This window comes from Actinosynnema sp. NPDC023587, from assembly GCF_040640215.1.
Classification (GTDB): domain Bacteria; phylum Actinomycetota; class Actinomycetes; order Mycobacteriales; family Pseudonocardiaceae; genus Actinosynnema.
This window is the reverse complement of record NZ_JBFABG010000001.1, coordinates 273,645-287,818: the sequence shown is the minus strand read 5'-3', so window position 1 is coordinate 287,818 and position 14,174 is coordinate 273,645. Positions and strand designations below refer to the sequence as shown.

Annotated in this window: 13 protein-coding genes; 8 read left to right on the top strand and 5 right to left on the bottom strand. The window is 72.6% G+C overall.

The genetic code is table 11. From position 1 onward, the window contains the following. Positions 1 to 2 precede the first annotated feature (2 nt). A complete protein-coding gene (locus AB0G01_RS01415; RefSeq protein ID WP_360938284.1) occupies positions 3 to 917 on the bottom strand; it encodes a pyridoxal-phosphate dependent enzyme in 915 nt (304 codons plus the stop codon). 69 nt (positions 918 to 986) lie between these two features. Here AB0G01_RS01415 and AB0G01_RS01410 point away from each other — a divergent pair, with 69 nt between their 5' ends. Next, positions 987 to 1,445 carry an Lrp/AsnC family transcriptional regulator gene (locus AB0G01_RS01410; protein ID WP_360938281.1) on the top strand — a complete coding sequence of 153 codons (459 nt, stop codon included), beginning with the start codon at positions 987 to 989 and terminating at the stop codon, positions 1,443 to 1,445. On the opposite strand, the gene AB0G01_RS01405 is transcribed toward AB0G01_RS01410, so the two are convergent. Further along, positions 1,426 to 2,196: a glutaminyl-peptide cyclotransferase gene (locus AB0G01_RS01405; RefSeq protein ID WP_360938278.1), complete on the bottom strand. Its 771-nt coding sequence runs from the start codon at positions 2,194 to 2,196 to the stop codon at positions 1,426 to 1,428. The genes AB0G01_RS01410 and AB0G01_RS01405 overlap by 20 nt on opposite strands. 57 nt (positions 2,197 to 2,253) lie before the next feature. Here AB0G01_RS01405 and AB0G01_RS01400 point away from each other — a divergent pair, with 57 nt between their 5' ends. Beyond that, entirely contained in the window at positions 2,254 to 3,048 is a 795-nt protein-coding gene (locus tag AB0G01_RS01400) for a DUF3027 domain-containing protein (RefSeq protein WP_360938275.1), read from the top strand. Then, positions 3,045 to 5,873, top strand: coding sequence for a hypothetical protein (locus AB0G01_RS01395; RefSeq protein ID WP_360938272.1), 2,829 nt, complete (start codon positions 3,045 to 3,047; stop codon positions 5,871 to 5,873). The genes AB0G01_RS01400 and AB0G01_RS01395 overlap by 4 nt, the downstream gene beginning before the upstream one ends. A gap of 200 nt (positions 5,874 to 6,073) precedes the next feature. On the opposite strand, the gene AB0G01_RS01390 is transcribed toward AB0G01_RS01395, so the two are convergent. Continuing rightward, complete coding sequence (locus tag AB0G01_RS01390) at positions 6,074 to 6,337, bottom strand: DUF2530 domain-containing protein (RefSeq protein WP_360938269.1); 264 nt, start codon at positions 6,335 to 6,337, stop codon at positions 6,074 to 6,076. A gap of 78 nt (positions 6,338 to 6,415) precedes the next feature. Here AB0G01_RS01390 and AB0G01_RS01385 point away from each other — a divergent pair, with 78 nt between their 5' ends. The 3 genes from AB0G01_RS01385 to AB0G01_RS01375 are packed head-to-tail and all read left to right on the top strand — an operon-like array spanning position 6,416 to position 9,671. Then, complete coding sequence (locus AB0G01_RS01385; protein WP_360938266.1) at positions 6,416 to 7,861, top strand: NCS2 family permease; 1,446 nt, start codon at positions 6,416 to 6,418, stop codon at positions 7,859 to 7,861. Positions 7,862 to 7,910: 49 nt separating this feature from the next. Continuing rightward, positions 7,911 to 8,342, top strand: a complete 432-nt coding sequence (locus tag AB0G01_RS01380; RefSeq protein ID WP_360938263.1) for a MarR family transcriptional regulator — start codon at positions 7,911 to 7,913, stop codon at positions 8,340 to 8,342. Between the two features lie 3 nt (positions 8,343 to 8,345). After that, positions 8,346 to 9,671 (top strand): MFS transporter, encoded by a 1,326-nt coding sequence (locus AB0G01_RS01375; protein WP_360938260.1) that lies wholly within the window; start codon positions 8,346 to 8,348, stop codon positions 9,669 to 9,671. A gap of 259 nt (positions 9,672 to 9,930) precedes the next feature. Here the strand turns inward: AB0G01_RS01375 and AB0G01_RS01370 are convergent, their stop codons facing one another. Then, positions 9,931 to 10,560: a superoxide dismutase gene (locus tag AB0G01_RS01370; protein WP_015097982.1), complete on the bottom strand. Its 630-nt coding sequence runs from the start codon at positions 10,558 to 10,560 to the stop codon at positions 9,931 to 9,933. A gap of 565 nt (positions 10,561 to 11,125) precedes the next feature. On the opposite strand from AB0G01_RS01370, the gene AB0G01_RS01365 reads away from it, so the two are divergent. Next, positions 11,126 to 11,536, top strand: a complete 411-nt coding sequence (locus AB0G01_RS01365; RefSeq protein WP_360938256.1) for a hypothetical protein — start codon at positions 11,126 to 11,128, stop codon at positions 11,534 to 11,536. A 123-nt stretch (positions 11,537 to 11,659) separates the two neighbouring features. Here AB0G01_RS01365 and AB0G01_RS01360 read toward each other — a convergent pair whose 3' ends face one another. Further along, entirely contained in the window at positions 11,660 to 13,159 is a 1,500-nt protein-coding gene (locus AB0G01_RS01360) for a glutamate-cysteine ligase family protein (RefSeq protein ID WP_360938253.1), read from the bottom strand. A 196-nt stretch (positions 13,160 to 13,355) separates the two neighbouring features. On the opposite strand from AB0G01_RS01360, the gene AB0G01_RS01355 reads away from it, so the two are divergent. Then, positions 13,356 to 14,141, top strand: coding sequence for an RNA methyltransferase (locus AB0G01_RS01355; RefSeq protein ID WP_360939832.1), 786 nt, complete (start codon positions 13,356 to 13,358; stop codon positions 14,139 to 14,141). The last annotated feature ends 33 nt before the right edge of the window (positions 14,142 to 14,174 follow it).

Genomic DNA, 14,174 nt, shown 5'->3' with positions numbered 1-14,174 from the left:
TCTCAGACATTGCTCCCGGTGAGCACGGTGGCGATGGTCTCGCCGGGGATGTCGTGCACGGCGATGGCGGCCAGGCCCGCCGCGCCCGCCGGTTCCAGCACCAGGCCCAGGGCGCGGAAGGCGGTGTCGGCGGCTCGGCGGATCGCCTGGTCGTCGACCAGGACGATGTCGTCCACCAGGGCCCGGAGGCGGGGGACGGCTTCGGGGACGGGGACGCGGACGGCGATGCCGTCGGCGATGGTGTCGGCGATGGTGTCGACCGGGCCGCTGTGGGTCTTGCCCGCCCAGGCCAGCGCCAGCGCGGGAGCGCCCCGGGCGCAGACGCCGATGATCCGGGTGGCCGGGGAGTGCTCCTTGAGCCACCGGGCCATCCCGGTGATCAGCGCGCCGTCGCCCACCGGGATGACGACCGCGTCGATCGCCCGGCCGGCGGTGAGCAGTTCCACGGCGATGCTGCCGGCCCCCTCGGTGATGGCGGGCTCCTTGCCGTCCTCCACGAAGGTCGCGCCGACCCGTTCGGCGTGCTCCCGGGCCGCGTCCTTCGCCAGGGTGAAATCGCCGTCCCTTTCGTGGACGGTGGCACCGAGGGAGCGCATCCGGGTGATCTTCGCGGGGGTGGCCCGGGTGGAGACGAACACGTCGACCGGGAAGCCGTGGCCGCGCCCGGCGTAGGCGAGGGCCTGGCCGAAGTTGCCCGCCGACGCGCACACCACCGGTTGGCCGGCGGGCAGCGAGGCCGCCAGGAAGTCGGCTCCCCTGCCCTTGAAGCTGCGCAGGGGGTTGGCGGTCTCGACCTTGATCAGGACCCGGCGGGCGAGTTCGGCGCACAACTGCCCGTCCACGTACTGGGGGCTGCCCCGGAACACCGGGTCGATGGTCTCGGCCGCTCGGGCGATGTTCTCCAAGGCGATGTCCACCCCGCAACCGTAGGGCGGGGCCCGGTGGTGGCGATTGAAAATCATCCCGCCTTGGCGCAAGATTTTTGCGTGGACGACGTGGACCGCGCCTTGCTCGACCAGCTCCAGCTCGACGCCGGGTTGACCCTGCACGAGCTGGGCGAACTGGTCGGTCTCTCACCCAGCGCGGTGCAGCGGCGGATCAACCGCTACCGCTCCTCCGGCGTGCTGACCCGGGAGGTCGCCGTGCTGGACGGCACCCGGCTGGGCGGGATGCTGGCGGTCGTGCTGGTCGTGCTGGAGCGGGAGTCCCACGCGCACCACCGGCGGTTCGCCGAGCGGATGCGGGCCACGCCCGAGGTGCAGCAGTGCTACGAGCTCGCCGGCCGGTGGGACTACCTCGTGGTGCTCTCCACCTCCGACATGGGCCGCTGCCGGGAGCTGGGCGACGCGCTGTTCCAGCGGGACGAGAACGTGAAGCGCTACGAGACGATGCCGGTGTTCGACGCGGTGAAGACGGGGCTCGCCATCACCCTGTCGGGAACCTGACCCGGAAGGTGGTCGGCCAGTTCTTGCCGGTCACCAGGAACTCGTCGGTGCCGGGGACGGCGGCGATGCCGTTCAGCACGTCCGTGCGCGGCACGTCCGGCGGGCGGATGCCCGCCAGGTCCACCGTCGCGGTGACGTTCCCGCTGGCCGGGTCGATCCTCACGACCTCGTCCAGTTGCCACAGGTTGGCCCACACCTGACCGCCGACGCACTCCAGCTCGTTGAGCCTGACCAGGGGGACGCCGTTGCGCTTCACGGTCACCCGGCCGGTCTCGGCGAACGTCCCGGGGTCGCGGAAGCGCAGCTCCTCCGTGCCGTCGCTCATCACCAGGCGGCCGGCGTCGTGGCACAGGCCCCAGCCCTCGCCCTCGTACGTGACGCGCTTCACTTCTTCGAGTGTTTCCCGGTTCCGGCGGATCGCCACGCCGTTCTGCCAGGTGATCTGCCAGAGCTCGTCGCCGACCACGGTGATGCCCTCGCCGAAGAGCTCGGGTGCCAGGTCGACCTGCTTGGTGACCTGCCCGTTCCGGGGGTCGACGCGGCGGATCGTGGACCGTCCTTCGAGGCCCGTGCCCTCGTAGAGCACGCCGTCCACCAGTTCCAGGCCCTGGGTGAAGGCTTCCGGGTCGTGCGGGATCGAGCCCAGGACCTCGACCCCGGAGGAGGGCGGTGGGTGCTGTTCCGGTCCGCTCGGCGCAGCCGTGCACGCCGCCGACAGGACGAACACCACGACCACCGGGAGCCACCGCACGTCCGAAAGGGTGGCACGTGTGCGCGGCACCGCGCGGACGTGCGGCACAATTCACCTGTGACCGCCACGCCGACCCAGCAGCCCGATCCAGTGCTCGTCGACTCCGGAGCGGTCGACCTCGCCCGTGCCGCCGCGCAGGAGGAAGCCGGGGCCGAGCCCGTCGGCGACCACGTCGGGGTGCTCGCCGAGGACGACGCGTCGGTCACCCACCTGTTCGAGGCCGAACGGGCGGGCTACCGGGGCTGGTCCTGGGCGGTGACCATCGCCCACGCCGGCGACGGCACGCCCGTGTCCGTGTCCGAGGTGGTCCTCCTGCCCGGCGACGACGCGCTGGTCGCGCCGGACTGGGTGCCCTGGCACGACCGCGTCCGCGCGGGCGACCTCGGCGTCGGCGACCTGCTCCCGCCCCGCGAGGACGACCCGCGCCTGGTCCCCGGCTACGTCGAGTCCGAGGACCCGGCGGTCGAGGAGGTCGCGCTGGAGGTCGGGCTCGGCCGCGTGCGGGTGCTGTCCCGCGAAGGCGTGCTCGACGCCGCCGCGCGCTGGCACGGCGGCGACTTCGGCCCGCGCAGCGACATGGCCCGCGGCGCGCCCGCGCAGTGCGGCACGTGCGGCTTCTACCAGCGGGTGGCGGGATCGCTGGGCGCGGCGTTCGGCGTGTGCGCGAACGAGCTGACGCCCGCGGACGGCCACGTCGTGCACGTGGAGTACGGCTGCGGCGCGCACTCCGAGGTCGAGGTGGAGAACATCCCCGCCGTGCCGGTGGCCGACCTGGTCTACGACGACGCCCTGCTGGACGTCGAGGCGAACGCGGTGACCGAACCGGAGACCGCGCCGGGCACCTCTCGGTGAACCGGGACCCCTTCGGCACCGAGGCGCTGCGCGACTCGGTGCTCGCCGCGTGGCGCGGTTCGCCCACCCGGTTCCGCGAGGACGCCAACGCCGAGGAGGACCTGAGGCTCGGCGGCTACCGCGACCGGTTGCTGGTGGAGTTGGCGCAGAACGCTTCCGACGCGGCCGGCTCCGCACCCGGCGTGCTGCGGCTGTCCGTCGTGGACGGTGAGCTGCGGGCGGCCAACACCGGTGCGCCGCTGACGGCGGCCGGCGTGGCCGCGCTCGCCTCGCTGCGCGCGTCGGCCAAGTCCGCCGACACCGTCGGGCAGTTCGGCGTCGGGTTCGCGGCCGTGCTGGCGGTGACCGACGCGCCGCGCGTCGTGTCCACCTCCGGTGGCGTGCTGTTCTCGGCCTCCCGCACCCGGCAGGCGGTGCCGGAGCTGGCCACCGCGCGCGGCGGCGACGTGCCGGTGCTGCGGATGGTGTGGCCGACCGACGAAGCCGACCTGCCGCCGGGGTTCGCCACCGAGGTGCGGTTGCCGCTCCGGGTCGACGGTTCGGCGCTGCTCGCCGAGTTCGCCGAGCAGGTCCCCGACCTGCTGCTGGCGCTGCCCGGCCTGCGCCGGGTCGAGATCGGCTCCGACGTGTGGGAACGCGCCGAGGACGACGGCGTCGTGGTGCTCACCGGCCCGGCCGGCACGGCCCGCTGGCGGGTCCTGCGCGCGGCCGGCGAGCTGCCGTCGTCGCTGGTCCAGGGCGTCGAGGCCCGACCGCGCTGGCACGTGTGCTGGGCGTGGCCGATGGACGAGCCGCTGTCCGGCGACGTGCTGCACGCGCCGACGCCGACCGACGAGAAGCTGTCGCTGCCCGCGCGCCTGATCGCCACGCTGCCGGTGGAGCCGTCCCGGCGGCGGGTGCTGGTCGGCCCGGCCGCGTCGTTCGTGCTGGAGCGGGCCGCCGCCGCGTACCCGGACCTGGTGACCGCGCTGCCGGCCGTCGAGCGGACCGCGCTGGTGCCGCTGCCCGGCTTCCCGCTGTCCGAAGTGGACGGACGGCTGCGCGAGGGGGTGCTCGGCGCGCTGCGCACGGCGGCCTGGCTGCCGCTGGCCAGCGGCGACTGGGCCGCGCCGGCGTCGGCGAAGGTGCTGGACGCGCCGTCGGAGGAACTGGTCGAGCTGCTGGAGGACGTGGTCCCCGGCCTGCTCGACGCCGAGCTGACGTTGCCCGGCCACGCCAGGGCGCTGGCCGCGCTGGACGTGCCGCGGATGTCCGTGGGCGAGGTGGTCGAGGCCCTGGCGGGCGTCGGCGGCGACCCGGGCTGGTGGCGGCAGGTCTACCAGGCGCTGGCCCCGCTGGCGGACGTCGACTCCACCGCGCGCGAGGAGATGGCCGCGCTGCCCGTGCCGCTGGCCGACGGCCGGCTGGTGAGCTCGCCGCGCGGTGTGCTGGTGCTGTCCTCGGACGTACCGCCGGACCTGTCCGGGCTGCGGATCGTGCACCCGGACGCCGCGCACCCGCTGCTGCTGCGCCTGGGCGCGACCGAGGCCGGGCCGGCCGAACTGCTCGACTCCGAGGCCGTGCGCGAGTCCGTGCACCGCAGCCTGGACGATCCCGCGATGGACGGCCCCGAGCTGGTCCGGGCGGTGCTGTCGCTGGTCGCGCGGGCCGGTGGCCGGCCGTGGCTGGGCGAGTTGGCGCTCCCCGACGCCGAGGGCGGGTGGCGGCGCGCCGACGAGCTGGCGTTCCCGGACTCGCCGCTGCTGCCGGTGCTGGAGGAGGACGCCCCGATCGGCACGCTGTCGGCCGGGCTGGCCTCGTCGTGGCCGCGCGAGGTGCTGGCCGGCGTGGGCGTGCTGGACGGGTTCACCGTGGTCGTGGACGACGCGCCGAGCGGGCCCGACCACGACCTGGCGGACGAGGACCACTGGTGGGACGGCGCGGACGAGCCGCCCACGCGCGTGCGCGGCATCCGCGACCTGGACCTGGTGGCCCGCGACAAGTGGCCGGAGGCGCTGCGCCTGATGGCCGGCGACCCGGTGACGTGGCGCGCGGTGACCGAGCCGGACGGCTACACGGGCTGGTGGCTGGCCCGCTACGCCTCCCTCGGCGGCGCGCCGCCGGCGGCCTGGCGGCTGGCCGACGCCGAGGGCCTGGACGGCCTGTACGACGTGGTGCCCGACGTCGGCCTGCCCGCGCGCGTGCTGGCGGCGGCCGGGGTCCGGACGTCGCTGGAGGTCGTGGACGAGGACGACGTCACCGACCTGCTGGCCCGGCTGGGCGACCCGTCGCGCGCGCTCGCCGACGCGCTGGTGCTGCGGGTGCACGCGGCGCTGGCCGAGGTGGCCGACTCGGTGAGCGTCGAGCCGCCGGACCGGGTGCGGGTGCTGTCCGGCGAGGCCGTGGTGGCCGACGACGTCGTGGTGCTCGACCTGCCGTGGCTGCTCGGCGTGCTGCCCGGGACGCAGGTGCTGGCCGCCGAGGGGTCGGCGGAGGTGCTGGCCGAGCTGCTGGCGCTGCCGCTCGCGTCCGAGGAGATCACCGGCGAGGTCGAGGGCGACGGCGACGAGGTGGTGTGGTCGGAGCTGGGCGCGGTGCGGCTGGCCTGCGACCTGCTGGGCGTGGAGCTGCCGACGACGCCGGTGGTCGTGCACGACGAACTGGTGGTGGAGTTCGAGGACGAGCGGCACGAGGTGTCGTGGTGGGTGGCGGGCGAGGTCCCGCACGCGGCCGACACCCCGGAGGGCCTGGCGCGGGCGCTGGCCTGGTCGACCGGGCGGTGGGCGGACCGCCACACGTTCGCGGCCCTGATCGCCGACCCGACCCCGACCGTCCTGCTCGGCTGAACCGGCGGTACCGCACCGCCGCGCCGGCGCTCCAGGACCGCGCATGGCCGACGGGACCTCGGAGACGGGCACCGCCCCCGAGGTCCCGTCGACCAGCCGGCGGTCGGCGGGCCGCGCGAAGATCACCGGCGCGCTGACCGCGATCGGGACGGCCCGTGGTCGTGGACCCGGTCACCCGCGCGTGGGCCGTCGTCCACCGGCTAGTCGACCAGCCCCTGCTGGGCGGTGCGCGAACCCCTCCGGGCCGCCGATCGCTGCCACCGGAAGACGCCGTAGCCGATGAACCCCAGCACGCCCCCGGACAGGCAGGTCCACAGCAGCGTCGTCTGCTCCCGGAAGAACACCAGCACCACCAGGAAGACGAGGAACCACAGCGCGGTCCCCGCCGCGATCGCGGGCACCGGGTCGGCCAGGCGCGCCGGCAGCGCGGGCGGGGCGGGCGGCGATTGGGTCTGTTCGGCCACGTCGGGCAGGCTACCCGCCGGAAACACGGGTGCGGCACGCTCGCCCCGGCGGAACACCCACGGGAAGGGGAGCACGGCATGGCCACCGGGCTCGACGGTTACTTCAAGATCTCCGAACGCGGCTCCACGGTCGGGCGCGAGGTGCGCGGCGGCGTGGTCACGTTCGTGACGATGGCCTACATCGTCGTGCTGAACCCGCTCATCCTGGGCAGCTTCGCGGCGGACGACCCGTCGGCGAAGAAGGACGTCCTCGGCGCGATCCTGCCCGTGTCGCAGGTCGCCGCCGTCACCGCGCTGTGCGCGGGGGTGATGACCATCCTGTTCGGACTCGTCGCCAACTACCCGTTCGCGCTGGCCACCGGCCTGGGCATCAACTCGTTCGTGGCCGTCTCGATCGTGCCGAAGATGACCTGGCCGGAGGCCATGGGCCTGGTCGTGGTGAACGGCCTGGTCGTCCTCCTGCTCGTCGTCACGGGCGTGCGCACGGCGGTGTTCAACGCGGTGCCGAAGGAGCTCAAGGCGGCGATCGCGGTCGGCATCGGGCTGTTCATCTGCTTCATCGGCCTGGTCGACGCCGGGTTCGTGCGGCGGGTCCCGGACGCCGCCGGCACGACCGTCCCGGTCGGCCTGGGCATCAACGGGTCGATCGCGTCCTGGCCGACGCTGGTGTTCGTGGTCGGGCTGGTGGTCACCGGCATCCTGGTGGCGCGCCGGGTGAAGGGCGCGATCCTGATCGGCGTGCTCGGCGCGACCGTGCTGTCCATCGCGATCGAGGCGCTGGTCGGGGCCGGGCCGTCGCGGGGCGTGGACCCGAGGGGCTGGAACCTCGGCTACCCCGCCCTGCCGGAGCAGGTGCTCGGGCTGCCGGACCTGTCGCTGCTGGGCGAGGTGTCGTTCGGCGCGTGGACCCGGGTGCCGGCGCTGACCGCCGCGCTCGTGGTGTTCACGCTGGTCCTCACGGACTTCTTCGACACCGTCGGCACGATGACCGGGCTCGGCAAGGAAGCGGGCCTGATCGGCCAGGACGGGCAGTTGCCGGGCGTGAGCAGGGCGCTGTTCGTGGACGGCGTCGGCGCGGTCGCGGGCGGGGTGTCGTCCTCCTCGTCCAGCACGGTGTTCGTCGAGTCGGCGGCGGGGATCGCGGAGGGCGCGCGGACCGGGCTGGCCAACGTCGTGACCGGCCTGCTGTTCCTGGCCGCGATGTTCCTGACGCCGCTGTACGCGGTCGTCCCGGTCGAGGCGGCGGCCCCGGTGTTGGTGATCGTCGGCGCGCTGATGATCTCCCAGGTCAGGGAGATCGACTTCGGCGACTTCGCGGTGGCGCTGCCCGCGTTCCTGACGATCGTGGTCATGCCGTTCACCTACTCGATCGCCAACGGGATCGGCGCGGGTTTCGTGAGCTACGTGCTGTTGCGGGCGATGACCGGGCGCGCCCGCGAGGTGCACCCACTGATGTGGGTGGTGGCCTCGGCGTTCGTCGTCTACTTCGCCATCGGGCCCATCCAGGCGGCCCTGGGGAGCTGACCGGGCGGGGGTCCACGACGGGTGCGAGATCGTGAGGTATGCTAACTACGTGGCGGAAGTCGACGCGGAGGAAGGGCTGGCGAGCCGGCTGAGGCTGGCCGTGGTCCGGCTCACGCGCAGGCTGCGCGCCCAGCGGATCAACTCCGCGATCTCGCTCACCCAGGTGTCCGCGCTGTCCACCCTGCACAAGAGCGGACCGCTGACGCCGGGCGAGCTGGCCGCGAAGGAAGGCGTCCAGCCCCCGTCGATGACGAGGGTGATCGCGGCGCTGGAGGAGTACGGCTTCGCGACCCGGCGACCGCACCCCACCGACGGCCGGCAGGCCATCGTGGAGTTGAGCGAGTCGGGCATGGGGTACATCAACGACGAGGTGTCGGCCCGCGAGGCGTGGCTGGACAAGCGGCTGGCCGAGCTGACACCGGAGGAACGGGGCGTGCTCTCGCGCGCCGCCGAGATCATCGACAGGATGGCGGGGCAGTAGCGGGTGCCGGCGTACGCGGGTGGTGCGGAGACCGATCGGACCGATCGCGGCGCAGCGCCACCCCCGCCGGCCAAGCGCCGGATGTTCGGCTCGCTGCGCGTGCGCAACTACCGCCTCTACGCGTCCGGCCAGGTCGTGTCCCTGGTGGGCCTGTGGATGCAGCGGGTCGCGCAGGACTGGCTGGTGCTGGAGCTGTCCGACGGCTCCCCGGTCGCCCTGGGCATCGCCGCGGCCCTCCAGTTCGCACCCACCCTCTTCCTGTCCCTCTGGGCGGGCGTCCTCGCGGACCGCCTGGACAAGCGCAGGCTGCTGCTGTTCCTGGAAACCGGGCTGGGCCTGTGCGCCCTGGTGCTGGGCGTCCTGGACGTCACCGGCGTGGCCGAGCTGTGGCACGTCTACCTCCTGTGCCTCCTGCTGGGCGCGGTGTCGGCGGTGGAGACCCCGGTCCGCCAGTCGTTCGTGGTCGAGATGGTCGGCCGGGACCAGCTCACCAACGCCGTGGCGCTCAACTCGATGACGTTCAACCTGGCCCGCATGGTCGGCCCGGCGGTGGCCGGCGGGCTGATCATCTTCGTGGGCACCGGCTGGGTGTTCCTGATCAACGCGGTCAGCTTCATCGGCGTGATCGCGGGCCTGCTGCTGATGAACCCGGCGGAGCTGCACCGGGGCGACCCGGTGCCCCGCGAGAAGGGCCAGTTGCGCGAGGGCCTGCGCTACGTGCGGGGCCGGCCGGACCTGGTGATCCTCCTCTGCCTGGTCTTCTTCATCAGCACGTTCGGCCTGAACTTCTACGTGACCCTGGCGGTGATCGCCCGCAACACCTTCGGCGGCGACGCGAGCGCCTACGGCCTGCTGTCCACCATGCTCGCGGTGGGCACCCTGGCCGGCGCGACCCTGGCCGCCCGCCGCAGCGCCAAGGGCAAACCCAGGTTGCGCCTGCTCATCCTGGGCGCGCTGGCGTTCGGCGTCCTGGAGATCGCGGCCGGCCTGATGCCCTCGCTGCTGCTCGTGGGCGTGGTCCTGATCCCGGTGGGCATCGCCATGATGACCTTCACGACCACCGCCAACGCCACCGTGCAACTGGCCGTCAGCCCGGACATGCGGGGCCGGGTGATGGGCCTGTACATGCTGGTGTTCCTGGGCGGGAACCCGGTGGGCGGCCCCGTCATGGGCTGGCTGGCCGAGCACTTCACGGCCCGCGCCCCCCTCGTGGCGGGCGGTGTCGTGTCCATCCTGGCGGCCGTCGTGGGCGGGCTGGTCCTGGCCAGGCGGGGCGGCCTGACCCTCCCCACCCACCGCTTCGGCCTGCGCCGCCGCGTCCGACCCTAGCGACTCCGACCGGCCGCTCGGGCCTCCGAACTGCGGAAACGGTCGACGGCGCGAGATTCGGCAGGTCGGACTTCCCCTGGAAGCGAAGTTAGGCTAACCTAAGTCTCGTCGCTTCGTGGTGGGAGCGGCAGTCAGTTCGGGAACAGACGAGGCCCCGCCTCCCGGTCGTACCGCCGGGTGGCGGGGCCTCGTCGTACCGGCGGTGAGGTCGTCGGAGCGTCCCACCGCCGCACTCCCGGAGCGGGACTACTGCGCGGGACTACTGCGCGGGCAGCAGGAGCCCGTTCTGGCCGGCGCGGGCGGCCTCGAAGCGCGCGTTCACGTCATCCCAGTTCACGACGTTCCACAGGGCGGAGATGTAGTCCGCCTTGAGGTTGCGGTACTGGAGGTAGTACGCGTGCTCCCAGATGTCGAACACCAGCAGCGGCGTGGTCGCGATCGACAGGTTCGAGTGGTGGTCCTTGAGCTGCTGGGTGATCAGCCGCTGACCGACCGGCTCCCACGCGAGGATGCCCCACCCGGAGCCCTGGATGGTCGACGCGGCGGCACCGAGCTGCGCGCGCAGCTTGTCGAACGAGCCGAAGTGCTCGTCCACGGCCGCCGCGAGCTCGCCGACGGGCTTGTCGCCGCCGTTGGGCGACAGGTTCTTCCACCACACCTGGTGCAGCGCGTGGCCGGCCAGGTGGAACGCCAACGTCGTCTCCAGGCCCACGATCGAGCCGAAGGAGTCCTTGTCGCGCGCCTCGGCGATCTGGTCGATCGTGTCGTTGGCACCCTTGACGTAGGCGGCGTGGTGCTTGCTGTGGTGCAGCTCGTTGATCTCACCGATGATCGCCGGTTCGAGAGCGGCGTAGTCGTAGTCGAGATCCGGCAGCACGTACTGGGCCATGACTATCCCCTCGTTGCAACGCTCAAGTACGTGCAATCTACTTGCAATAGCCCCGGCCCGAAACCGGGGTGGTGATCACAAGTTTTTTTCCCACGATCGGGAATGCGCCCGCGCCGACCGTTCACAAGGCGTCCCCGGCGTTCGCTCCGAGGACCGTGCTCATAGCGGTGGATTCGCTGTCCCCGCAGGTCACCGCACAGTTCGGGAGCGCCGACGGCGTGCGCAGATCCACCCCGTTCGGGGGAACCCGCACCCCACGAGGGCACCGCGACCGCCTCCGTCCACCCGGGAGAGTCGCTCCACGACCACCTGGCGGGACGGACCGGCGCGGCCGACTTCGCCGAACGCGCGTGCGGACCCGCGACGAGTTCGGCCATCCGCGAGCGGGCGAGAGCGGGCGTCCGCCGCGACGCCGGGTCGAAGGACCGCCCAGGCGTCCACAGCGGACTGGAAACCCCGCTCTCCCGGGTCCGGCCACCCCCTGGGCGGGCGATCACCGGGAGAACGGCCGACGCGGTGGGGGTAGACCCCCCGCCGGACGTGCGGACCCTGGCAAGATGACCCCATGGGCACCGAGGAGGACTGGCCGGTCGAGCAGACGTGGTCACTGCGCAACACGCACTGGCACGCCTACGTCGAACACACGTCCCTGGACCACGCCTCGCCAAGGCAGGAGCGCCTGGAACGCACCCCGGAAGAGGTCCTGACCACCCCGGCGGAGGTGGCCGCGTGGCTGGAGATCAACCTCCGCAGCGCCACGAAACCCGAAGAAGCGGGCAAGAAGCGCAGCAAGGACGAGCGCGACTTCTCCGACTCGAACCGGGTGCACACCTCCCTGGCCTCGGCCGGTGAATCCATCTACACCGGCGTCAAGGGAATGCTCACCCTCGCGGTGGAAGCGGTAACCCCGGAAGAATGCCGCAGCTCCCACGACGGAGCGGACGTGGCACCCTTGAAATCCGGCCGCAGACGCTGACGCGAACAGCACCGCACAACAGCACCTGAAAAGTCGGGTCATCCCCGTACGACACCGCCGTGGTCGTCGCCGACCGGCCCGTACGGGGATGACCCGACGATCCACCGCATTACCGGCGAATCGCTATCCCTCCACCGGCCACGTGTGCACCGGCTCACCGCCGTGCATCAGCTCCACGTACCGGGCCAACATCGCGCTCAACGCGTCCTCCCGCGAAGCACCGCGAGCCTCCAGCGCCACCACCGTGTCCCGCTGCCACTGCGATCCGGTGCGCCGGGACAGGCACCGGGCCTCGATCACCCCGAGGTACCGCTCCCGGGCGGGATCGGAGACACCGCACGCCCGCAACCCCTCGTGGGCCAGCGGCAGCAGGCGGCGGAGCACCAGCTCGTCCGGCGGCACCCACCCGATCCCGGGCCAGTAGAGCTGCGCGCCCATCCCGTGCCGCGAGCCGGCGTAGAGGTTCTCCTCCGCCGCGTGGAACGACATCTGGGTCCACAGCGGACGTTCCATCGTGGTCAACGCCCGCTGGGCCCCGTAGAAGAACGCCGCGTTGGCCATCGTGTCCAGCACCGTCGGGCCCGCCGGCAGCACCCGGTTCTCCACCCGCAGGTGGGGCACGCCGTCCACCACGTCGTAGACCGGCCGGTTCCACCGCCACACGGTTCCGTTGTGCAGCCGCAGTTCGGTCAACGACGGGGTGCCGCCCGCGCCCAGCACGTCCAACGGGTCCTCGTCGCCGGTCTCCGGCAACAGCGCGGGGAAGTACCGCACGTTCTCCTCGAACAGGTCGAAGATCGAGGTGATCCACCGCTCCCCGAACCACACCCGGGGCCGGACGCCCTGGTTGCGCAGTTCGACCGTCCGCGTGTCGGTGGCCTGGAGGAACAGCGGAATCCGCGTCTCGTGCCACAGCGCCCGCCCCAGCAGGAACGGCGAGTTGGCCGCGATCGCCACCTGCACCCCGGCCAGCGCCTGGGCCGCGTTCCAGTGCGCCGCGAAGTCGTCCGGCGCGACCTGGAGGTGGAGCTGGACCGACGTGCAGGCCGCTTCGGGGACGATGGATTCCGCGTAGCTCAACAACTTCTCGGCGGACGAGTCGGGCATCGGCGAGCCCTCCATCGACAGCACCGTCTCCTCGCCCCGCTCGGCGAAGATCTGGTCGTTGAGCAGGCCGTAGCGCGGGGAGTGGGACAGCCACCGCCGGTCGAAGTGCTCGTGCCGCAACGTGGGCAGCACCCCGATCATCACGATCGACGCGCCGGCGTCGTGCGCCTTGTCGTCCGCCGACGACAGGGTTTCGCGCAGCTCCTTCTCCAGGTCCAGCGTCTCGTCCCCGGCCAGTTCCCGGGGCGGGACGTTGACCTCCAGGTTGTGCTGCCCCAGTTCCAGCGTGAACGACGGGTCGCCGATCTTCTCCAGCACCTCGGCGTTGGCCATCGCGGGCCGGCAGTCGTCGTCGACCAGGTTCAGCTCGATCTCCAGCCCCATCTGCTGGCGGGGGAAGGAGAAGCTGCCCTCGGCCAGCATCGTCCCCAGGGCGTCCAGGCACCGCTGGACCCGCTCGCGGTAGCGCTGGCGGTCTTCCCTGGTGAACGTCCGACTGGACACCTTGCTACCCATGCCGCCTCCCAATCGGTCGGGCTGTTCCGGCGGGCTCAGCGGAGGCCCACCGTGACACAGCAACCACCCGCCCGCCAGCGCCCAAATCGGTGCTCTCTGTTACCTTCAGGTAACAATCAGCGAGAATGCGCTGGTAGGAGGCTCGCGATTCGGCCCTCTGGACTACGAGGGGTGTTCACCTGTCGGGAATGGGACACTGCCCGGTGTGATCGAGATCGAGGACCCGGCGGACCCGCGACTGGACGACTTCCGGGACCTCTCGACCGCCGACCGCCGCCCCGACCGCCCCGGCGGCCGGGGCCTGGTGATCGCCGAGGGCGTCGTGGTGGTGGAACGGCTCCTGGCCTCGCCCTACCCGGTCCGCGCGCTCCTCGGCGTGCGCCGCCGGGTCGAGGCGCTCGGTGCGCTGCCCGCCCCCGCCTACGTCACGTCCGCCGAGGTCATGGCCGAGGTGGTCGGTTTCCACCTCAACCGGGGCGTGCTGGCCGTCGCCGACCGCGCCCCCCGGCCCTCGGCGGAACACCTGGCCCGTTCGGCGACCACCCTCGCCGTCCTGGAGGGCGTCGGCGACCACGAGAACCTCGGCTCGCTGTTCCGCAACGCCGCCGCCCTGGGCATCGGCGGCGTCCTGCTCGGTCCGGGGTGCAGTGATCCCCTGTACCGCCGAAGCGTCCGCGTCTCGATGGGCCACGTGCTCCGCGTCCCGTTCGCCCATCTGCCCGACCTCGCTCAAGGATTGGACATGGTGCGCCGCAACGGTTTCACCGTTGCCGCACTCACCCCCCGGCCCTCCGCGACGAACCTGGCGGACCTCGACCTGAGATCGGGGCGGACCGCCGTCCTGCTCGGGTCCGAAGGCCCCGGCCTCACCGAGGAGGCCATCGCGGCGGCGGACGTGGCCGTGCGCATCCCCATGGCGACGGGCGTCGACTCGCTCAACGTCGCCGCCGCCGGTGCCATCGCCTTCTACGCGATCTCCTAGCCGCCCCGAAGCCCCGCCACGACCCGTCTTTCG